General features: G+C 55.5%; 24 protein-coding genes. 11 read left to right on the top strand and 13 right to left on the bottom strand.

Translation table 11 applies throughout. From position 1 onward, the window contains the following. Positions 1–42: 42 nt before the first annotated feature. From MDHKLMBL_RS08780 to MDHKLMBL_RS08790, 3 genes are all read right to left on the bottom strand, one after another. Positions 43–837, bottom strand: a complete 795-nt coding sequence (locus tag MDHKLMBL_RS08780; protein WP_227499638.1) for a transporter substrate-binding domain-containing protein — start codon at positions 835–837, stop codon at positions 43–45. Between the two features lie 107 nt (positions 838–944). Continuing rightward, positions 945–1,664, bottom strand: a complete 720-nt coding sequence (locus MDHKLMBL_RS08785) for a DnaJ domain-containing protein (protein ID WP_104270628.1) — start codon at positions 1,662–1,664, stop codon at positions 945–947. 46 nt (positions 1,665–1,710) lie between these two features. Beyond that, positions 1,711–2,406 (bottom strand): hypothetical protein, encoded by a 696-nt coding sequence (locus tag MDHKLMBL_RS08790; protein WP_104270749.1) that lies wholly within the window; start codon positions 2,404–2,406, stop codon positions 1,711–1,713. A gap of 157 nt (positions 2,407–2,563) precedes the next feature. On the opposite strand from MDHKLMBL_RS08790, the gene MDHKLMBL_RS08795 reads away from it, so the two are divergent. Then, positions 2,564–2,851, top strand: coding sequence for a hypothetical protein (locus MDHKLMBL_RS08795; protein WP_062781409.1), 288 nt, complete (start codon positions 2,564–2,566; stop codon positions 2,849–2,851). Between the two features lie 33 nt (positions 2,852–2,884). Here the strand turns inward: MDHKLMBL_RS08795 and MDHKLMBL_RS08800 are convergent, their stop codons facing one another. Continuing rightward, the gene (locus MDHKLMBL_RS08800) at positions 2,885–3,313 is read right to left on the bottom strand and encodes an organic hydroperoxide resistance protein (RefSeq protein ID WP_104270629.1); all 429 of its coding nucleotides are present in this window, start codon (positions 3,311–3,313) and stop codon (positions 2,885–2,887) included. Positions 3,314–3,428: 115 nt separating this feature from the next. Next, positions 3,429–3,884 (bottom strand): GatB/YqeY domain-containing protein, encoded by a 456-nt coding sequence (locus MDHKLMBL_RS08805; RefSeq protein ID WP_014578054.1) that lies wholly within the window; start codon positions 3,882–3,884, stop codon positions 3,429–3,431. A gap of 135 nt (positions 3,885–4,019) precedes the next feature. Here MDHKLMBL_RS08805 and ltaE point away from each other — a divergent pair, with 135 nt between their 5' ends. Beyond that, positions 4,020–5,030, top strand: coding sequence for a low-specificity L-threonine aldolase (ltaE, locus tag MDHKLMBL_RS08810; protein ID WP_104270630.1), 1,011 nt, complete (start codon positions 4,020–4,022; stop codon positions 5,028–5,030). Between the two features lie 72 nt (positions 5,031–5,102). Here ltaE and MDHKLMBL_RS08815 read toward each other — a convergent pair whose 3' ends face one another. After that, positions 5,103–6,698 carry a BCCT family transporter gene (locus MDHKLMBL_RS08815; protein WP_008172442.1) on the bottom strand — a complete coding sequence of 532 codons (1,596 nt, stop codon included), beginning with the start codon at positions 6,696–6,698 and terminating at the stop codon, positions 5,103–5,105. 154 nt (positions 6,699–6,852) lie between these two features. On the opposite strand from MDHKLMBL_RS08815, the gene MDHKLMBL_RS08820 reads away from it, so the two are divergent. The 5 genes from MDHKLMBL_RS08820 (at position 6,853) to MDHKLMBL_RS08845 (ending at position 11,570) form a co-directional block, all read left to right on the top strand. Continuing rightward, on the top strand, positions 6,853–7,746 hold the full coding sequence (locus MDHKLMBL_RS08820; RefSeq protein WP_008172443.1) for a patatin-like phospholipase family protein: 894 nt from the start codon (positions 6,853–6,855) through the stop codon (positions 7,744–7,746). A 90-nt stretch (positions 7,747–7,836) separates the two neighbouring features. Beyond that, positions 7,837–8,505: a glutathione S-transferase family protein gene (locus MDHKLMBL_RS08825; RefSeq protein ID WP_053112853.1), complete on the top strand. Its 669-nt coding sequence runs from the start codon at positions 7,837–7,839 to the stop codon at positions 8,503–8,505. A gap of 66 nt (positions 8,506–8,571) precedes the next feature. Beyond that, positions 8,572–8,949 carry a cupin domain-containing protein gene (locus MDHKLMBL_RS08830; protein ID WP_104270631.1) on the top strand — a complete coding sequence of 126 codons (378 nt, stop codon included), beginning with the start codon at positions 8,572–8,574 and terminating at the stop codon, positions 8,947–8,949. A 253-nt stretch (positions 8,950–9,202) separates the two neighbouring features. After that, positions 9,203–10,816 carry a GMC family oxidoreductase gene (locus MDHKLMBL_RS08840; protein ID WP_104270632.1) on the top strand — a complete coding sequence of 538 codons (1,614 nt, stop codon included), beginning with the start codon at positions 9,203–9,205 and terminating at the stop codon, positions 10,814–10,816. 22 nt (positions 10,817–10,838) lie between these two features. Next, a complete protein-coding gene (locus MDHKLMBL_RS08845) occupies positions 10,839–11,570 on the top strand; it encodes an SDR family oxidoreductase (protein ID WP_104270633.1) in 732 nt (243 codons plus the stop codon). Positions 11,571–11,630: 60 nt separating this feature from the next. Here MDHKLMBL_RS08845 and MDHKLMBL_RS08850 read toward each other — a convergent pair whose 3' ends face one another. Together MDHKLMBL_RS08850 and MDHKLMBL_RS08855 are read right to left on the bottom strand one after the other, a co-directional pair. Beyond that, positions 11,631–12,938 carry a carboxylate--amine ligase gene (locus tag MDHKLMBL_RS08850; protein ID WP_014578068.1) on the bottom strand — a complete coding sequence of 436 codons (1,308 nt, stop codon included), beginning with the start codon at positions 12,936–12,938 and terminating at the stop codon, positions 11,631–11,633. Positions 12,939–13,163: 225 nt separating this feature from the next. Beyond that, positions 13,164–14,303 carry a mechanosensitive ion channel family protein gene (locus MDHKLMBL_RS08855; RefSeq protein WP_062782166.1) on the bottom strand — a complete coding sequence of 380 codons (1,140 nt, stop codon included), beginning with the start codon at positions 14,301–14,303 and terminating at the stop codon, positions 13,164–13,166. A gap of 164 nt (positions 14,304–14,467) precedes the next feature. Here MDHKLMBL_RS08855 and MDHKLMBL_RS08860 point away from each other — a divergent pair, with 164 nt between their 5' ends. Beyond that, on the top strand, positions 14,468–14,653 hold the full coding sequence (locus MDHKLMBL_RS08860) for a hypothetical protein (RefSeq protein WP_014578070.1): 186 nt from the start codon (positions 14,468–14,470) through the stop codon (positions 14,651–14,653). 8 nt (positions 14,654–14,661) lie between these two features. Here the strand turns inward: MDHKLMBL_RS08860 and MDHKLMBL_RS20980 are convergent, their stop codons facing one another. Together MDHKLMBL_RS20980 and MDHKLMBL_RS08865 are read right to left on the bottom strand one after the other, a co-directional pair. Continuing rightward, on the bottom strand, positions 14,662–14,820 hold the full coding sequence (locus tag MDHKLMBL_RS20980; RefSeq protein ID WP_008172456.1) for a PFL_1563 family small protein: 159 nt from the start codon (positions 14,818–14,820) through the stop codon (positions 14,662–14,664). Positions 14,821–14,900: 80 nt separating this feature from the next. After that, positions 14,901–15,230 carry a rhodanese-like domain-containing protein gene (locus MDHKLMBL_RS08865; protein WP_008172458.1) on the bottom strand — a complete coding sequence of 110 codons (330 nt, stop codon included), beginning with the start codon at positions 15,228–15,230 and terminating at the stop codon, positions 14,901–14,903. Positions 15,231–15,302: 72 nt separating this feature from the next. Between MDHKLMBL_RS08865 and MDHKLMBL_RS08870 the strand changes: the two genes are divergently transcribed. Next, positions 15,303–15,506 carry a hypothetical protein gene (locus tag MDHKLMBL_RS08870; RefSeq protein ID WP_008172460.1) on the top strand — a complete coding sequence of 68 codons (204 nt, stop codon included), beginning with the start codon at positions 15,303–15,305 and terminating at the stop codon, positions 15,504–15,506. A gap of 23 nt (positions 15,507–15,529) precedes the next feature. On the opposite strand, the gene MDHKLMBL_RS08875 is transcribed toward MDHKLMBL_RS08870, so the two are convergent. Beyond that, entirely contained in the window at positions 15,530–15,964 is a 435-nt protein-coding gene (locus tag MDHKLMBL_RS08875; RefSeq protein WP_104270634.1) for an SRPBCC family protein, read from the bottom strand. 63 nt (positions 15,965–16,027) lie between these two features. Next, entirely contained in the window at positions 16,028–16,495 is a 468-nt protein-coding gene (locus MDHKLMBL_RS08880; RefSeq protein ID WP_167450398.1) for an AtaL-like protein, read from the bottom strand. Between the two features lie 202 nt (positions 16,496–16,697). On the opposite strand from MDHKLMBL_RS08880, the gene MDHKLMBL_RS08885 reads away from it, so the two are divergent. Both MDHKLMBL_RS08885 and MDHKLMBL_RS08890 read left to right on the top strand, forming a co-directional pair. Continuing rightward, the gene (locus MDHKLMBL_RS08885) at positions 16,698–18,506 is read left to right on the top strand and encodes a Na/Pi cotransporter family protein (RefSeq protein WP_053112860.1); all 1,809 of its coding nucleotides are present in this window, start codon (positions 16,698–16,700) and stop codon (positions 18,504–18,506) included. A 38-nt stretch (positions 18,507–18,544) separates the two neighbouring features. Beyond that, entirely contained in the window at positions 18,545–18,790 is a 246-nt protein-coding gene (locus MDHKLMBL_RS08890) for a hypothetical protein (protein WP_008172468.1), read from the top strand. On the opposite strand, the gene MDHKLMBL_RS08895 is transcribed toward MDHKLMBL_RS08890, so the two are convergent. After that, positions 18,768–20,339 (bottom strand): inorganic phosphate transporter, encoded by a 1,572-nt coding sequence (locus MDHKLMBL_RS08895; RefSeq protein WP_053112861.1) that lies wholly within the window; start codon positions 20,337–20,339, stop codon positions 18,768–18,770. The two genes, MDHKLMBL_RS08890 and MDHKLMBL_RS08895, sit on opposite strands and share 23 nt — an antisense overlap. Positions 20,340–20,373: the final 34 nt, after the last annotated feature.

Raw genomic sequence — 20,373 nt, forward strand, 5'->3', positions numbered from 1 at the left:
ACGATCGTCCACGTTCGCTTGGTTTTCCGTAAGGATCTGTACTTATCGCCCCAGATACCTGAAACGTAGCACATTCTGATACTTATCGATGTATTTCTGATTGATGAGACCAATCACACCCGATTGCCGCAAATCGTCGAAGCATTGATCAAAGGCAGCGGCGAATGCGGGGTTCCGAAAAACCATCTTGTGCGGCGCCGGGTTAAAGATTGGCGCGAAACGAAAAGCATCAGACTGCGAGGGCCAGCTTTCACCACGGCGCTTCTTGTTGAAGATTCTCCGATTCACTTCCGCGACCACGAATCCGTCGGCCAGGATCGCATCGACCCGGCCCATAAACAGTAGCCGGGAGTGAATGGTCTGATCGGCGATCTCGGTGAGGGAGGCGAATTCGGGTACGTTGTCGCTGATTCCCAGCACATCGACCCCTTCGCGGAAGGTCACCACGTCAAGACCGGCGAGGTCTGTGAGCCTTTCGATCGGGCCTACTCGAGAATGATTGTAGAAGGCACCGTTCTGGTACCAGATGTAGGCGGATGTGGAATAACCGGGAAGACGCCAGTGCAAAGGTACTGTGGCAATAGCATCGAAGTCCTGACGATCCGTGTAGGTCCTTGCATGGCGCTCAAAAGGCTGCATGATGAATTCGGCCTCAAATCCGCACTCATCGAAAGTCGCCAAAACCAATTCAATATCTCGCCCCTCGAGACTTGGCTCCGCTGCCCCCGGTATCTCAGCAGCAAGAACTGTTAGCCGCGGCAGTGGCTCCGAATTCGCGACCAGCGGGAACCCTGTCAGAAGCAATAAAAAACACTGGGCGAGCGTTGAAATCTTCAAACCGCTGTCTTCTCACCTCGGGCTAAAAAGTTCAGTTTTTGAACAATATCCTTATCCCGGCGTGCAGGCAATCACTCTGAGCAAATGCCTGCAAACCAGGATGCACCTCAGCCCAGGAGACACTCCTTGGCCTCATTGATGCGCGCCGCCAGGTAATTGCTGCCACCATGGTCCGGGTGAAGCTTTTGCATCATCCTCCGATGGGCTTTGATGATCTCTTCCCGACTGGCTCCGGGCTCGAGCCCCAGGATGTCCAGCGCTTCGCTCTCGGTAAGCGGGCCGCCCGTATTGCCACTGCCGTCCGACGGATCGCTTTCAGAGGCCGCCTCATCGTCTGCTCGCCAGGAGTCTCCGAACCGGCGGTCCAGGTAAGTTTCAAGGAGCCGGGCAGAATCCTCGTCCTGGCCGCGGCAATAGCGCAATAGCTCGAGGAACTCGCTTTCGCTTAACTCCGCCAGTTCTCTCCCTTCCATCGGGCCCTTGATGATCTTGCCGCTCATGTTTCCCGAGTCGTGGTCCAGAGTCATTTCCAGAATATCGCTGGAAACATGGGACTGGTTGCCCGACTTGGCCCCGGCACCACCGGCCACGCGACCGAGCCCGCCACGCAATAGAGATGGCAGCAGGCGACGCAACAGAGGATAGAGAAAGGCCAAACCGGCGAAGACAAAATGCAAACGCCCGGTCACAGCCAGCAAGACGACGATGCCGATACCGGCCAGCAGAGCCAGCTTGAGAATGGCGGCATTGCGCTGACTGGCAGGCTGATTGCGCAACCACACCCAAGCCACAACCGCGACAACGATGGCAACAAGCGTTAAAGGCACTCAAATACCCCGGGCACACCGGCCCATCAATGGATTCTCACAAACATTACCGGATCTGGCTGGTCAGGCGTTTCACTTCCGGGGAACTACGGCTGGAAAAATCCTGCAGGGCCTTGGCTCCCCCGGAAGCATAGACCGCAACTGCCGCCATAAGATCCTTGAGCACCTGAGGACTGTTACGGTCAAAGGGTGCGTATGCGCCCCCTGAAAGCTTGCTCACCTGCTGGAATATCGCCCTTGCATGGGCATCATTGCCCTCATGAAACATGAACACCGGTGTGCGCAGCATTCCCAGTTCCCCGGCGGTGTGACAGAGCTCGTCCACCGGTTCCTCGCAACAGTCACCGATAAACACCACAGCTTTGACGGGCTTTGCACGGGTCTCTTTCACCGCATGGGCCAATACCCGGCTGATCTGGGTGCGCCCACCGAGGCAGGAAACGCCGTTCATCAGATTCAGCAACTGCCCGGTTTCGGTCACAAACCCCGTGGCCTTGAACTCACCGAAGCCACGGTAGTAGCAGAGCTGAATGGCCAGGCCACCCAGATCCCGGGTTGCTATGAACAGTTCGCTCTGCAGATGGCAGGCCTGGTCCCAGGTAGCTTCCCGGCTTGCAGTCGCGTCCAGCGCGAAAATCAGCCGCCCCTGCCCGCCACCCTGCTTGGGCAATGTGCGAACCTCATTGATAAACTGGTCGATCGCCTGTTTGTCGGATCGGGTGCGTAGCTCTTTATCGGACATAGGCTCCTGAAAATCACGGCGGCTGAAAAAACTGACGCTAAAATAGTAGGGCATAGATCGCGCAATTCACAGGTTTGGCTCTTTCCGTTGGCTCCCCAGAGCACGCTGGGAACGAAGCAACGCACAAGGCCATTGGCTGGTAGACCTCCCTGTTCTGATGCAGTGGCAGAGCCCGGGGCAGGTTTGGGCGTTCCGGGTGGAACGAAACGGGGACCGTTGGGCCACGCTGGATAAGGACAGGGAAGTAGAAAGCGCGCTCTATTTACGTGAGTGGAGAGCCCAACTGACTTATCGGGCGCACCAGGGGAAACAATCCTGGCCAACCATCATTCTTGGTATAGGAGCCAGTCTGGCTACCCGTGTCCAATACAAGGACCTGAACACGGGCACCGAGGATCTGAGCCTTGGGGATGCCCTGCTGGCAAGCCTCAGGCTCGATTGGTAGATCCAGGTTCCGAGACCGGATCCAAACCGGGTATCAGCCTACCCGGTTGAGTGTTACGTCGATGTTGCCACGGGTCGCGTTGGAATATGGGCAAACCTTGTGCGCTTCATCGATCAGCTGCTTGGCTTCGGCATCGTCCATACCCGGGAGGCTGATGCGCAATTCCACTTCAATGCCAAACCCATTGGGGATCTGGCCGATGCCAACCACGCCTTCAATGGAAGCATCCTCCGGCATCTTGAGCTTGTCGCGACCGGCCACAAATTTCATGGCGCCGATAAAGCATGCGGAATAGCCTGCAGCAAAAAGTTGCTCCGGGTTGGTCCCCTTGCCGCCGGCACCGCCCATTTCTGTCGGGGTTGCCAGCTCTACATCGAGAATGCCGTCTGACGAAATTGCACGGCCGTCACGACCACCGGTTGCTTCTGCATGGGCACGATAGAGCACTTGTTCGATAGACATAACGCTTTCCTTTTTCCTTCGAATTTGAACAGAAATACCTTCCGAGGCATTTCCGCGCGACGATTTTCTGAACGACGCGTCGCCCCGTTTTATGCGATAGAAATGGTTAACTGGATCAACCCGCCAGCGCGGCCCGCACTTTCTTGCTCAAATGCCCCATCTCAACGCGGCCAAGCACCTGGGGTTTCAGTTCATTCATCACCTTGCCCATGTCTTGCATGCCCTGGGCATCCGTTGAACTGATGGCCATCCGAATCAACCCGTCAAGATCATCCTCGCTGAGAGCCGCCGGCATGAACTCTTCAATGATCACCATTTCCGCTCGCTCTTTATCGCCCAATTCCTCGCGGCCGGCTTCGTCGTACTGACTGGCCGCGTCGCGGCGCTGTTTGAGCATCTTGTCCAGCACCTTGAGAACATCCTCGTCATTGAGCTCGCGGCGTTCATCAATCTCAATCTGCTTCACGGCAGACTGGGCCATGCGCAAAGTAACCAGGCGGGTTTTATCCTTGTTCCGCATTGCTTCTTTTACCGCGCTGTTCAGTTGTTCCTTAAGGGTTGGTGCCGTCATTGCTGATCTCCTGTTGTTTGGCTTTGTTCTGGTTTATGGGGACGAATCGGGAATAATGCAAAGGGTGGGAATTCCATGATTCATGCTGCACTGTAGAATGCAGACACCCGAGGAAAGAAAAAGGCGCCAGGAACAATGATTGATTTCCGCAGCGATACTGTGACCCGCCCTACCCCCGAGATGCGCGAAGCCATGGCCAGCGCCGAGGTTGGAGACGATGTCTATGGCGACGACCCTACAGTTAACAGCCTGCAGGCCTACGCCGCCGAGAGGCTCGGCTTCGAAGCGGCCCTTTTTACTGCCACAGGCACCCAGGCCAACCTGCTTGCCATCATGAGCCATTGTGGCCGCGGGGATGAGTATCTCTGTGGCCAGTCCGCTCACAATTACAAGTACGAGGGCGGAGGCGCCGCGGTGCTGGGCAGTGTCCAGCCCCAACCGATCGAGAACGAGCCGGACGGGAGCATTGATCTGGAAAAAGCCCGGGCCGCGATCAAGGCGGACGATTTTCATTTTGCCGTCACCCGTCTGCTCTCCCTTGAGAACACCATCGGAGGCAAAGTACTGCCCCTCGATTACCAGGCGCAGGCCCGTGCGTTCTGCGACGAACACGGGCTTCTTCTGCACCTGGACGGCGCCCGTATTTTCAATGCCGCCGTAAAATCAAACTGCGATGTCACCGAAATAACCCGGCACTACGATTCCGTCAGCGTGTGTCTGTCCAAAGGCCTGGGCGCACCGGTTGGATCGCTGCTGCTGGGGTCGGAATCATTCATCAAGCGGGCCACCCGGCTGCGCAAAATGGTGGGGGGCGGCATGCGCCAGGCCGGCATTCTGGCCGCCGCGGGACGTATCGCGCTCGAAAGGGGGCCGCTTAGACTGTTCGAGGACCATGAAAACGCCGAATACCTGAGCAACGGCCTGGCAAAGATTCCGGAACTTGAGGTCAACCCGGCCAGTACCCAGACCAACATCGTTTACGCAAGGTGCAAGGCGGGCCAGGCGTCACAGCTGAAAGACTACCTGGCCGAACAGGGCATCCTGATTACGGCCGGCGACCCGATCCGCTTTGTGACCCACCAGGATGTCAGCCGTGAGGATGTCGACACGCTGCTGACGGCCATCCGGCAATTCTACCCGTCCTGACCGGATACTCTCGCTCAAAAAAGGGCCCCTCAATGAGGGGCCCTTCCAGCGTCACCTTATATCAGCCTGGGGTTACACCATCTTGCCTTCGGCAATCAGCAAGCGGCGTTCATGATGAAGGCCTTTGAACAGGCTGTAGGTCATCACCAACAGCACCAGCGTAAACGGCAGCCCGACACTCAGGGCGCCAGCTTGCAGAGCGTTGAGGGCTTGTTCACCGCCAACGAACAGAAGCACCCCGGCAATGGTCCCTTCAGTGACCGCCCAGAAGATGCGCTGGGCTTTCGGGGCATCGGTCTTGCCGCCAGACGTGATGCTGTCAATCACCAGGGAACCGGAATCTGAGGATGTGACGAAGAACGTCAACACCAGAGTGATCCCGATAAACGAGGTGATTCCAGACAGTGAGATATTTTCCAGCATCTGGAACATGGCCAACGACACTTCGGTAAGACCCTCGGAACCCAACACGCCAATCTCGTTCTGGACCTGATTTAGCGCCCCGCCTCCGAATGCGCTCATCCAGAACAGAGTAATGATGGTCGGGATGATCAGAACCGCCGTGACGAACTCACGCACCGTGCGGCCATGGGATACCCGCGCGATAAACATACCTACGAACGGTGACCAGGAAATCCACCAGGCCCAGTAGAAGACCGTCCAACCATGGAACCAGGTGGTGTCTTCCTCGCGGCCAAAGGGATTACTGAGCGAGAACATATTGGACGCGTAGGAGACCGACGTATCCCAGAGCCACTGGAACACGGCGAGTGTGGGGCCGGCAAATATTACAAACAGAAGCAGCAGCCCGGCCATGATCATGTTCGCGTTACTGAGAATCCGGACACCACCATGGATCCCCCGAATCACGGAGAGGGTAGCAACAGCCGTAACGCCGGCGATCACGCCGACCTGAATATTCAGGCCTCCCTCAATATCAAACAGGTAGGAAATACCGGATGCCGCTTGCTGGGCGCCAAACCCGAGCGAGGTTGCAAGACCAAAGATGGTCGCCAGTACCGACACGGTGTCGATGACATTACCGGGCCATCCCCACACCTTGTCTCCCAGAATTGGAAAAAAGGCAGAGCGAATGGTTAGTGGCAGGCCTTTATTAAAGGCAAAAAACGACAGCGAGAGCCCGACAATCGCGTAGATTGCCCAGGGATGCAGACCCCAGTGGTACATGGTTGCGCCCATCGCAAGGCGGGCACCCTCAGCAGTGTTTGGCTCAACACCGAGGGGCGTTCCATACCAGTCGGTGTAATAGGCCACAGGCTCGGCAACCGACCAGAACATCAGCCCGGTACCCATACCAGCTGCGAACAACATGGCAAACCAGGACAGCAGAGAGAACTCTGGCTTGGCATCAAGCCCGCCAATCCTAATCTTGCCCACCGGCATGAAAATAAGGGCCAGACAGAAAACAACAAACAGGTTTGCGCTGAGAAGAAAGCCCCAGTCGAACACAGCAATCGCACCATTCTTGGCGCTATCGAGCAACTCCTTTGCACCTGCGGGGAAAATAAGTGTTCCGACAACGAAGGCAACAATCAGGATTGCGGTTAACGGAAATACGATGTTGTGGATATCGAAGCCGAACTTCTCGATATTATCCTGACCGGCTACATAGTCGGTCTGATAATCGTCTGAAATGACGTCACCCAATGTGAGGACTCCTATGACTGCATAACCCGGCAGTCGGTTGGAAAGTTTACCTCTCTAAGTGCCACCCCAATATTTTGAACTCTAAGAATTAAAATTTCCAACTCTGTTAGACTTGGGCGCTACGAATCCTCGCAACGCCTGAAGGTTCCCGCTGATGAAACTCAACCCCTTTAACACCCGCATCGGTCTGGCTCTGGGAGGCGGCGCTGCCAAAGGCATTGCGCACATTGGTGTGCTGAAAGCGTTTGAAGAAGAGCAAATCAAGATTCATTGCATTTCGGGCACGAGCGCCGGCGCGCTTATCGCGAGCTATTACGCTTTCGGCCGCCCGGCGGAATCCATCCTCAGCATTTGCTCAACGCTGAACCTCTCCAAAATCATCAACTTTACCTTTGAGCGCGGAGGGCTGTTCAGCACCAACGCCATTCGGGAGATGATTCACCGCGATCTGGGCGATGTCCGGATCGAGGACGCCGAGATTCCGCTGGCCATCTGTGCCACGGATATCGAAACCGGCGAACAGTTGATCTTCCGGGAAGGCAATCTGGCGGATGTCGTGTGCGCCTCAATGGCGGTTCCCGGCCTGTTTGTACCTGTTGAAATCGATGGGCGGATTCTGGTGGACGGGGGGCTGGTGGAAAACGTCCCCATTTCGCCATTGGCCAAAATGGGTGCTGGTATTACGGTGGCCGTTGATCTCAGCCATGTCAGCCGTTATCCGAAGCCGGACAACACCTTCGATGTCATTTCCAACGCCATCAACATTGGCATCGATTTCAACACCCGCAAGCAACTGAAGCATGCCGACATATCGGTACCTCTGGACCTGAGCGACTACAGCCTTACCAATAACGCCGACCGCGTTGACGAGCTTTATCGGGAAGGCTATCACCCGATGAAGAAGAAGATCCGCCAGGTACTCTGGTACAAAAGGATGCATGTTGCCATCAGTCTTCTGAAAACAACGCGAACGTTGATGCCCTTCAAGGTGCCCGAGATTCTGAAGGAGCTCAGGCGCCACGGCTTTGCGGTGCGCAATCGTAATTAGCCACTTAATCACCGCCAGCGGTGAACCAAAACGCTCTTTGCAGACTACTCTTCACACCCGACCATTTTTCAATGCGAACGGAGCTTGCGCATGATTACAGTTCACCACCTCAACAATTCCCGCTCACAGCGCGTTCTCTGGATGCTGGAAGAACTGGGTGTTCCCTACGAGATCAAGCATTACCAGCGAGATCCCAAGACCATGCTGGCCCCCGAAAGCCTGAAAAAGGTGCACCCGCTTGGAAAATCCCCGGTGATCACAGACGGCGAACTGGTGGTTGCCGAATCCGGTGCCATCATCGAATACCTGGCGCACACCTATGGCAAAGACACCATGCTCCCGGAGAGCGGGGGGCAAGCCTGGCTCGACTACACCTACTGGTTGCACTACGCCGAAGGCTCATTGATGCCGCCTCTGGTGTTGCGCCTTGTCTTCGAAAAGGTAAAAACCAGCCCGATGCCGTTCTTTGTTAAACCTGTCGCCAAAGGCATTTCGGACAAAACCAACGAGATGTTTATAGGCCCGATGATCAAGACCCACCTGGATTTCGTGGAAAGCCATCTGGCGAAGAACACCTGGTTCCTGGGGGACAAACTGAGCGCGGCGGACATCCAGATGAGCTTCCCGCTTGAGGCTTCCGTAGCCAGGGGCATCGTCGGCAGGAACCGGCCTCACATCAGCGGATGGGTCAAACGCGTTCATGCCCGACCGGCTTATCAGAGGGCGCTCGAGAAAGGCGGTGATTACGACTTCGCCTGAAGACCGGCGATCCGATTGCGGCTAAAAGGAGTACCAAATACTGAATTCACGGATGGAGATACTGGAATGAAAGAAGTTCGCAGAACCACGCTACCCGTTGTGGAAATGGCGAAAAGCAACGAAGAGTTCCGGCAGGTATTATGGACCGGAGATCATACGCAACTCGTTCTGATGGCCATTCCCGAAGGCGGCGAGATTGGCGGCGAAGTTCACGAGGGACATGATCAACTGCTTTATTTCGTCTCGGGCGAGGGAGAAGCGACGATCGGCGAAACGAAGGTACCTGTAAAGGCGGGCGACGTCAGCATCGTGCCCTCGGGTACCTTTCACAACTTCCGTAACACCGGAAACGGCATGTTCAAGCTTTACACAACCTACTGCCCACCAGAGCACGCCCCGGGAAACGAGCATGAAACCAAGCAGGAAGCGGATGCCGCGGAATGAATCCGCGGCCTACAGTCGCTCCAAGAAATTATCCAATGCCTGATTAACCGGATCCGGGTGCGAAAGATTTGCAGCATGCCCGGCACCGGGAATCACGACCAGTTCGGCATCCTACGCTCTTAGCAGTCTGTCCATCTGCCAAGAGGCGCTCGGCCAGGCGATGGTCTAACCTTGATCCTGCATCTCGTTGACTGCTGCCTTTTCTGGCTCAGGAAAGCGTACACCCAAAACAAAAACAGGAACCGGGGACCGTATGATTTTTGATTACATCATTGTAGGTGGCGGATCGGCTGGCGCCGTGATGGCGGCGCGATTGAGTGAGGACCCTGATGTCAGCGTTTGTCTCCTGGAGGCAGGCGGCAAGGGCGATCACTTGTTGACCCGCGCGCCAGCTGGTGTGGTCGCGATCATGCCCGGCCATGGCAAGATCAACAACTGGGCGTTCAATACAGAGCATCAGCCCGAGCTGGCTGGGCGTCGAGGATTCCAACCCAGAGGCCGTGGGCTGGGTGGTTCCAGCCTGATCAACGCAATGCTTTATGTGCGTGGACACAGCGCGGATTATGATGGATGGGCCGAGCTGGGTTGCGACGGATGGGGATGGGACGATGTTTTGCCCTACTTCCGCAAAGCGGAATGCCATGAAGGTGGAGCCAGCGAATACCATGGAGCCAAGGGCCCACTGCATGTTTGCAAACAGCGATCACCAAGGCCCATTTCCGAAGCCTTTATCGAGGCGGCTAAAGAGCACGGCTATCCCGCAAGCGACGATTTCAATACCGGCGACAACGAGGGCGTTGGCCTCTATGAAGTTACCCAGTTTCATGACACCGAACGCAATGGTGAACGCTGCTCCACCGCTGCGGCGTATTTGTATCCGATCATGGAACAGCGCAACAACCTAAAGGTTGTGACCGGTGCCCGTGCGACCCGAATTCTTTTTAACGGAAAACGTGCTTCCGGCGTTGAGTATCGACTCAAGGGCCAATCGCTCACGGCCTCAGCAAACCGCGAAGTCATCCTATCCGCCGGTGCCTTCGGCTCCCCGCAGTTACTTCAGCTATCCGGAGTGGGAAATCCCGACGACATCCTCCCGCATGGAATTCCCATGGTTCACGAGCTGCCGGGCGTCGGCCGAAATCTGCAGGATCATCTGGATTTCATTCTGGCCTACAAGTCCGCGGATACCGATAACTTTGGCTTCAGTTTAACGGGCATGAAAAACATGCTTCGCCATTCCCTCCAATGGCGAACGGATGGGACGGGTATGATTGCCTCGCCCTTTGCAGAGGGGGCGGCATTCCTGAAGTCTGACCCGGAGCAGAACAAGCCGGACCTGCAGCTGCACTTCGTCGTCTCCATCGTGGAGGATCACGCCCGTAAACTGCATTGGGGACACGGCTTCAGTTGCCACGTCTGCAACCTGCGGCCGAAATCCCGAGGGCGTGTTTTTCTGCTCAGCGCCGACCCAATGGCCGATCCCGGCATCGACCCCAACTATTTGTCCGACCCGGACGACCTGAATCTGACTATCAAAGGCGCAAAAATCACCCGGGAGATTCTCGAAGGGCCTGCACTCTCGCCGTACCGACAATCCGAAATGTTCGGCGTTCACGACGGCATGAGCGATGAGGAATGGGAACGCCACATTCGCGCCCGTGCGGATACGATCTATCACCCGGTGGGCACCTGCAAGATGGGCATAGATGATCTGGCCGTGGTTGACTCCAGCCTCAAGGTTCACGGACTTGAGGGTTTGCGGGTGGTCGACGCTTCGGTCATGCCGACTTTGATTGGTGGTAACACCAACGCCCCGACGATCATGATTGCTGAAAAGATCGCCGATACGATTCGAACCAGCGGATAAAGGCCTCACTAAAGGTGGCAAAATGACAACAAAAGACAAACCAGTTGCTCTAATCATCGGGGCCGGAGACCACCTCGGCTCTGCCATCGCCCGGCGCTTTGCAAAGGAAGGCTTCCACCTTGTGGTCACCCGCCGGCGCGGGGATCTTGATCTTCTCAGCTCGGAAATTCAGGCTCTCGGCTCGAGCGCGACAGCCATCCATTCCGATGCAAGGGACGAAGACCAGGTCATTGAGCTGGTTGAACGCGTTGAGTCAGAGCATGGCCCAATACGGGTAGCCGTCTTCAACGTGGGCGGAAACGTTCGATTCGATATCTGCGAGACCAGCACCCGGGTCTACCGGAAAGTCTGGGAGATGTGCGCACTGGCCGGGTTTCTGGTCGGGCGCGAGGTCGCAAAGAAAATGCTGCAACGCAATGAAGGCACTCTCCTCTTTACCGGCGCCTCCGCGAGCCTCCGCGGCGGACGCGGCTTTGCGGCCTTTGCCGGCGGCAAGCATGCGCTGCGCGCCCTGGCGCAAAGCATGGCAAGGGAATTGGGCCCGCAAGGGATACACGTCGCTCACGTGGTGGTGGATGGCCTCATCCGCAATGAAGCCACGGCAGAATTTTTGCCGGACCTCTATGCGAGCAAGGGCGAGGACGGCATTATCGAGCCCGACGAACTCGCGGAAATCTATTGGCAGCTACACAACCAGCCACGCTCAGCCTGGACTTTCGAGCTCGATGCGCGGCCTTTCTCAGAGAACTGGTAACGCCCCGGAGAAGCTGTGTCGGACTATCAGGAGCCGGGTATCAGCCGGCTCCTGTCGTTCCTAGACGTAGAAGTCCAGCTCCTCCTGGGATTTCAGAAGATCCCGCATCTTGATCGGGTCGTCACCGAAAAAGAACACAAGCCCCCAGTGAGTACCAAAAGCGGATCGGTCCGGAACTGTTTCCTCGGCAGGGGCCACCAACTCGTGAGACTCGAAGTAAGGATGCTCAATGCACTCTTTGGGCATTTCCAGCTTGCTCACCACGCGGCGTCTCGGATAAACACCGAAGCAGCCGGCATAACCTTTGGCATCGACCACTTCGCGGGGGAAGAAGGCATCGACCTCTTCCTTGGTGCTCTTGGGATCAAACACCAGCATGGAAGCCTGGTAGGCATTGAATCCATACGCGCGTTCAATCAATTCGAAGGCCTTGAACCCGGGTGGGCGATACGCAACTTCGCCAAAGTACATGGTGCCGTCGCTGGTTACGAAGTACTCCGGATGAATCAGACCGAACTGGATATCAAATGTTTTGACCAGCAACTCGATCTGCTTGGTGATTGCTTCGCGCCAGCTTTCAAGTTCCTTCGTGGCAGGAACAAATACCGAGTAACCCAGGGTGACGTACTCTGAAATATTCAGGAATTTGATTTTGCCATCGTGGATCCAGGCCTCAACGGCGAATTCCCAGCCACTCAGGTGACTTTCCATGAGAAGGGGGTATTCCTCGTCCGGAATCGTATCGATTTCTTCCAGAGTGCGGATCATGCGGTGACCCAGGCAGCCGGCTTTATCGAAGGCCTTCACGTGAATCGGATCGTCCGGGTCACCATCCAGTTTGAGCAGCGTCTGGTTAACCCGCTTCATGAAGCGAATGATGTCATCCTTTTCGTGGGCTTCTTCGAAAATCCCGACGCGAATACCACCAAGCTGGGCCCGACGTTTCATCAGCGCCTTGTCCCGGAACAAAATGGACTGGCCGTACATACGCGGATTATTCAACAGAACAGAGTTGATCGCGCCTGACCATTCCACCGTTTCCTCGAACAATGGGATTGCGACATCCACGCCTTCGGCTTTCAGCTTTTCAGCGATTTCCATGGACCGATCGTTCAGGCGAACAAAATCCCAGGGAATGAAGGGAATATTGTTGGCCGTGCAAAAATCGGCAGCCCAATCCGGGGCAACCACGATATAGCGGCGATCGAACTTCTGAGCCGCCTTGATCGCATTAATACTCCAGCCAAGAAGGGCAATATAGCCCTTGTTTGGGTCCTTGGGTGTTTCCGTTCCGAGAACCGAGTCCATGGAGGGATCGCGCCAGGCCAGCACTTCCTGCGACATTTTGGATTCCGGTGTGATCGCCATAAGTTAACCTTTTATATTCGAAATAACGCAAAGGGCATTGGCAACAACCCGATGCGTCAGACCAGAGTGTCCCAGCCAAACGCGGAAATTAGTTTCCATACACAACAATCTAGACCCTTACAGGCCAGGAAGCGAGCCCGACCCTCCACTATCAAGACGATTGCGAAAGGATCTCGAGTCAAAAGATGCAAGCATCCAAAGGCCTGCCTGCAGAGATTTTCCGTTTTATCCCCGCAGCCTGTAGAAGGGTTCGAGAACCGGCTTCAATCCTTTTGCATCGTCAATGAACAGCTGCAGATGCGGGAAGGGAATCTCTATACCGGCGGCATCCAGGGCTTCTTTCATCTGCTCGAGAATATCGGCCATGATTCTGGGCCGAACATCCAGGTTATCCGGCGTTATCCATACTTTGACTTCGAGGTTCACTGACGAATCACCGAGGCTTTTGAGCAAAACACGGGGCTCCATGCCAGCGCCCTGCAAAACTTCGGGATGAGCCAGCAAAACCGGCATCAGCACTTCCCTCGCCGCCTTCGCAGATTCCTTGTAAGCAATCCCCACGGGAATATTCAGGCGTGTCACGCCCTCTGCGCTGTAATTGATGATATCCGTGGAGGCAACACTGTCGTTTGGAATCATCGTGAAGATATTATCCCGGGTTCGCAGCCAGGTGGTTCGCAAGGCAATCTTCACCACTTTGCCTTCCTGTCCGTTGATGGTGACCCAATCACCGATTCGAAAAGGCCTTTCAATGAGCAGGGTGATACCCGCAATGAAATTGGAGAGAGTGGATTGCGCTGCAAAACCAACGGCAATACCGACGATGCCCAGACCGGCGATAATCGACACCACATCGAAACCAAACTGGGCAAGCACCGTTACCACCGCAAGGGTTGCGGCGATAACCGCAAACAGATTCTCGACCAGTTGCCGGATGGAAGGATCCATTCGATAGCGTGAAGTGCCTTCCTTGATCAGACGTCGGAAAACTACCCAGACAACGTAGAAACCGAGGACCATGAAACCCGCCCTCGCCATCGCCTTGAGAACCTCAGGCGAAACCCCGAATTGCGCAAGAATAACTACCAGCGCACCCAACCCGGCCAGATAGCGCAGGCCACTGCGCATCTGGATGTAAAGAGGGGTTTTCGTTCGCCGCTCACCCAGGCCCAGCCTGATGGCAGCGATCAGAATCAGATAAACGCCCAGGAAGACGCCAAGGTAGATTACAGAGACCAGCAGCTGGCCAAGTACCTGTACCAGCAACGCCCCCCAGTCGAGATTCTCGCCTGACACTGCCTGAAAGGCATCGCCAAGATTTCGACGGAGCTGCTCAATCAAATCTGCACCGAATGATTCCATCATGATCTGCACGACACCTTTGCTGTCCATACACCAAGTAAAGGCGCGAATGGCATTTTGCTCAAATGCCGATCCGAGCCTCTTTGAAGCGTATGTGCAAGTTACATTGACGGATCACTCTGCAAGGTGCTCAATATAAGAACGACGACCTTGTGAAGGAGATAACAATGAAATGGATTGTGCTCGCAGTAATTGTCGCGATCATCGCCGTCTGGCTGTATCGGGGCAAACGCAAAAACTATATTGAAGATCCTGATGTGAAAACATTCGATGAGAAAGACTACTACCTCACATCGAATGACAACGCCTCAGATGACGAGTCCTCCCCCGATCAGAGCAATCCTCGTCACTGAGATGGGCGTTACTTTTTCAGGCTGATCTGCTTTGAACCCGTGGGGGATACTTGTCCGCTTTTGCCCTTGCCGACGTATTCCACAGATCCGCCCGCTTTCAAAAACGCGGCTGTCTGTTCTTCAATCGCAGCAGAGGTCAGGGTAACTTTCTCGGGTTTCTTGCTCATAGTGATATCCAGGTCGGGATGGCTTAATTAATATCGTGAGCCCTCCATTATACCTGAAGTGGCTAAAAATTGTTCGCTCCCTATAGACTACGCGCTTCACGCGCCTCAGCCAGGCTCCCCTTGTTCTCAACATTTGTATAACCGGCACGCTCCAGAGCCGATTTTGCTTTACCTGCCCTGTTGCCACTGCGGCAATAAAGATTAATCTCGGTGTCTTTGTCCGGGAACCTCTCGGTAACCTCCGCAACGATCTGGTCATGCGGAATCAGCGGGTCTCCATCTATGTGGCTTTGCCGATGTTCCGCCTCTGTGCGGACATCGATCCACACGGGCTTCGCGTGCGCTACTATCGGTGCCAGCGCAAGTGATAGCAGGATTAGCACCGCTTTCACTGAAAAAGACACTCTCATAACCAACTTGCTCCCTATTTCGAGGCTCTACAATTAGTCTATACGGGTAAACTTACCGGAGGAGTTCACCGCATGGAAACCGCTGACATCTTCCTGTCGCTGCTGTTTGGCTGCATCGGTTTCGCCTATTTCATGTATGGCCGGCGCAGGAAAAACATCGTCACCCGCTACTGCGGCATTGCCATGATCCTGTATCCCTACCTGGCCAGCAGCGCCTGGGAGATGCTGGCAGTGGGTGTAGGGCTCATGGTTGTGCCACGGTTTGTCGAGTTATGAATAGTGTGGGCTCAGCTCAAGCTCTAGAGGCGCTCAATAGCCTTGAGCAAAGAACTGAAGGCTCTGGAAAAGCTGCGCTCAGCCAATCGGTCCATTACCCCACCCAGCAGCGGCACCTGCACATGCCCTTCAGAAACCCAGGTAACCCGGGTCTGCTCACCTTCTGGCTTTAAAACAATCTCTCCCTTCGTGTGCTGAACGGCGAACGGGCTCGATTTTTCAATTTGATAATGCATTCGGTTTGGCCTCTCGAACCGGGTAATACGCTCAGTGAGCCCGAGCCGGCCCGCTCCGATAATTCTCAGGGCGCCAGTGCCATTTTTCTCGTCTCTACCCTCTTCAATCAGTAAAGACTTGCTAACCCCTGGAAACCGGGAATAGCGGGCGTGGTCGGAGATGGCTTCAAAGACTGACTCGATATCCTTCTCGAGAACTCGTTCGACATGAATGCGAAACATGGCTACTCCTCAACTTTGGGCTCACGGACAGGATACGCTCCCACTCCATCAAACGAGTGGGATTTATCGGAATACCCCTGTCTCGGCCAACTGCCGAATGATCTGAATCGTCTCAATGTCTGTGGCTACATAGGCCTGTTCAAGATACTGGTCATAGGGCATCGAATCACCGCGGTTCTCGATGCTCGCTGTTTCATACCGGAAACGGACAAACAGTGATGCCGGCTCGGGCTCTTCGATATCCATGACAAGTGTTGCGGCCGGGAGGTTGGCCGTTGGCTGAGTCCGGTACTCTATCCTCGCCTCGTGCCAGAAAGTGACTTCATCGACCACATGCAGTCCCGGCAGCTGGAGGCTACGCTTCAGGTAAGCCGGACCCTGATCCAGAATCTCGTAATCATCGACACCAACGAGGAACTTGTCCGGGCGCCGGGCCCTGAGCACCAGCCCCTCCCACACCTGGAATCGGGTCAGAACCGGTAGCTCTGGCTTGGTCAGGTCGTTTATCTGAACGATATGCTCGAACGTCATCTGGCCTCCTGTCGTGCGCATCGCAAGGCACGGTTTCAATCGCTCGCCTTTTTGCGATGAATGCCGGGTTATTAAAGTTCGATTCACGGTTTGGGTACGCGTTTAAAAAGTTAACAGCCTACAATTCAAAAGGATGATCACTGGAATGGTTCCAGTGCAACCTGATAGTCAAATAATTCATAAAAGGGGACGTTGAATCCCAGTGAACTATCGCCAACTCTTTCTTGCTCTGATCCTCGGAATCCTCGCCCTTGCGCTATGGGTGAGCCCAGAGTTCAAACAGATTGCCGCCGGCGTTGCCATTTTTCTGTTCGGCATGCTCTCGCTGGAGAACGGGTTTCGCCAGTTTACCGGTGGTTTTCTCGAGAGCGTGCTGCGTCGTACAACCGATACGATTCCGAAAAGCCTCGGTTTTGGCATCGTCAGTACCGCCATCATGCAGTCCAGTTCCCTGGTATCGGTGATCACGATTTCGTTTTTGAGCGCCGGCTTGCTTCCGCTGATCACGGGTATCGGCATTATCTTCGGCGCCAATCTTGGCACCACGACCGGCGCCTGGTTATTCGCCACCATCGGTATGAAAATGAGCCTTTCGGCCTTTGCCTTGCCGATGCTTGTCTTTGGCGTGGTACTGAATTTTCAGCAACCACGAGCCTGGAAAGCCTTCGGTGCAATTCTCGCCGGGCTCGGGTTTCTGTTTCTCGGTATCGATTTCATGAAGGCGGGCTTCGAAAGCTATCAGTCGGCTGTCGATCTGCGCGAGTATGCAATGGACGGTATCTCAGGACTTCTTGTCTACACAGGCCTCGGAATTCTGGCGACCGTCGTGATGCAATCCAGCCATGCGACGCTGGCGCTGACTCTGGCCGGTCTGGCCACGGGCCAGATTACCTACGAAAACGCTCTGGCCCTGGCCATTGGTGCAAATATTGGTACAACCGTCACCGCTCTGATCGGTGGTCTGGGTGCAAATATCACTGGCAAGCGTCTGGCAGGCGCCCATCTCCTGTTCAACGCGGTAACGGCGGTGATTGCCCTGGTGCTGATCGAGCCCCTGCGCTGGTCAGTGGATGCCCTGTCAGCCCTCATGTCGATCGCCGACGATGACTACACGGTCAAGCTCGCCGTATTCCACACCCTGTTCAACTGCCTTGGTGTTGCCATCATGCTGCCACTGATATCGAGAATGGCACGGGCACTCGAGCGCTGGCTGCCAGAGCGAGAGGAAGAGGTCGCCGCACAGCCGCGGTACCTGAATCAGGCTGCGATGGACTCACCCGATAGTGCAAACGCGGCAGTGCGCAGGGAGGTCTGGCACCTGTTCGATCAAGCCTTCGTTATCCTTTCCCATGGTCTCCACCTGCACCGCGAAAATATTCGCCAGAGCGATGACCTTGAAGCGATGATTAACAATTCCCGGGAACGCATCGATATCGACATCGACCTGATCTACCGACAGCGAGTAAAACGCCTGTACAACGCCATTCTCGACTTTATTTCCGGGCGAATGACCCGGGAGTCGCCGGCCAACTCCACCGAATCGCTTTATCGTCTTCAGCATGCTGCCGCGGAGATGGTCGAAGCCATCAAGCATGTCAAACACCTACGCAAGAATCTCACAATTTATATGGCGTCGGATAACGCCACGATTCGCAAAGAGTACAACGAGCTTCGACTGCGAGTCGCGATGGTACTGCGTGAGACCCATCGTTTTTACGAAGGCCGGTTTGAGGATGCCAGCGCAGCAATACTGGAGCTCGACGAGATCGCTGTGCGTGCACGAGTAGACCGCGAATCGATGGTCGGTCGTGTCACAAAACTCCTGGGTGCAAAACGGATTGATGCCGCCATGGCTACGTCTCTGCTAAACGACTCTGCCTACGCCAGCGAAACCGTCGATGCTATTCTGACAGGAACCCGCGAGCTCCTGACTGCCATGGATGTTGAAGCCGCTCGAACCACAGAGGAGCTGTCGGTGAGCGACGCAGGGCGGGCAGAAGTCATGCCATGACGAATTCCGATTAAGCTTTAAACAGAGAGGACGGAACAGTGGGTTTCAAGGATCTTGTGGCGAAGCTTGACGATATTCTGGGCGACCATGACAAGGGTAAGTCCCTGGAGCTTGAAGAACTGAAGCGGCTTGAAGAGCGGCTGGTGGAGAAACAGGAGAAATACCGCGACCGACTGACTTCCGGCGCCCCGGGGGAAACACCCGCTCAAACAGAAGTTCGCCTGCGAGTCGTTGAGGCGCAACTTGCCAAACTGAGAGAGCTTATGGAAGAAGCATCCCCCTGATCGTGAAGAAAAGCATAGCCGCTAACAGTCCCGATAATGGAACGGTGACAATCCAGGCAGCCACAATCCTGAACACCGCTGATCGCTTTACCAGCTCCTGGCGATAAACCTTTTTCAGACCCTTGCGATCGCTTTTCGAGATCGGTGCCGTGCCACCATTATTCCTCTTGAGGTTCTGTAGAAGTTGCCCCTTCTCCTCAAAGGAAGCTTCCTCGAACTCCTCCAGCACCCGCTCTACTTTCTCCCGGTCCTCTCCGGCATAGTGCGCCTCGATCTCATCAATCTTCTGGCGATAGGTCGTTTTGAGATGTTCGCGCAAAAAGCCAACGCCAAACACACCCCCTATCGCAATATGCGTTGAGCTCACCGGAAGGCCTAACTGACTGGCAACGATAACCGTAACCGCCGCAGCCATCGCTACGCAGAAAGCCCGCATCCGGTCGAGCTCCGTTATTTCCGAACCTACCGTGCGTATGAGCTTGGGGCCAAACAGTGCCAGGCCAAGCGCGATACCAAGTGCACCCACCAACAACACCCAGCTGGGAATCGCGGCCTTGGACGCTATTCCGCCCTGAAGCACGGCTTCATTGATCGCGGCCAGCGGGCCGACTGCGTTGGCAACGTCATTCGCGCCGTGGGCAAAGCTCAGAAGCGCGGCCGCAAAAATCAGCGGGATAGTAAAAAGGCCATCAACGCCCGCCTTGCTGTTTTCCACCTCGGCGGAGTGGCGGTGAATCAACCATTTTGTAAGCCACCACACGATGGCTCCGACGATTGCCCCCAACCCAACGGCGGGGAGTAACCCGATCTCGACAATCTTGCTTAATCCCTTCAACGCCAGATAGGTCGAAAAGACCCAGGCCATGATTGCAACGAACAGGGGAACGTTGTGTTTCGCAGCTTGGGCAATATCCCGCTTGTAGGTAATCCGGCGCTTGATAAGGTATAGAGACAAGGCTGCAATGGCACCGCCAAGCACCGGGGAAATAACCCAACTGGCAGCGATCTGGCCGAACTGGCCCCAATCAACAATGCCCGTGCCACCGGCAGCGATACCCGCGCCCATAACACCACCAACAATGGAGTGTGTCGTGGAGACTGGCGCGCCGACGTATGTCGCCGTATTCAACCACAGTGCAGCGGCAAGCAGCGCGGCTATCATGAGCCAGATGAACGTATCGGCATCGGCAATCAGAGCCGGATCAATAATCCCTTTTTTGATGGTACTCACCACATCGCCACCGGCGATAAGCGCCCCGCTGGCCTCAAAAATTGCGGCGATGGCGATTGCACCGGCCAGCGTCAGGGCCTTGGAGCCAACAGCGGGGCCAACATTATTGGCAACATCGTTGGCGCCGATATTCATCGCCATGTATCCGCCAATCATGGCCGCCGCTACCAGCATGACCATATTCGGCGCATCGGCCCCGATGGAACGGACATACAACATGATCCCCACAATGAAGATCACCGCCACGCCGATGCGAAGAACCTCGGCACGCCCATAACGTGTTGCCCGCTCTATGGCATTGATTTGCTCCAACTCCATAAACCCACCGTCACCGTCTCGATAATTGGTGCGA

The organism is Marinobacter flavimaris, from assembly GCF_002933295.1.
GTDB classification, from domain to species: Bacteria; Pseudomonadota; Gammaproteobacteria; order Pseudomonadales; family Oleiphilaceae; genus Marinobacter; species Marinobacter flavimaris.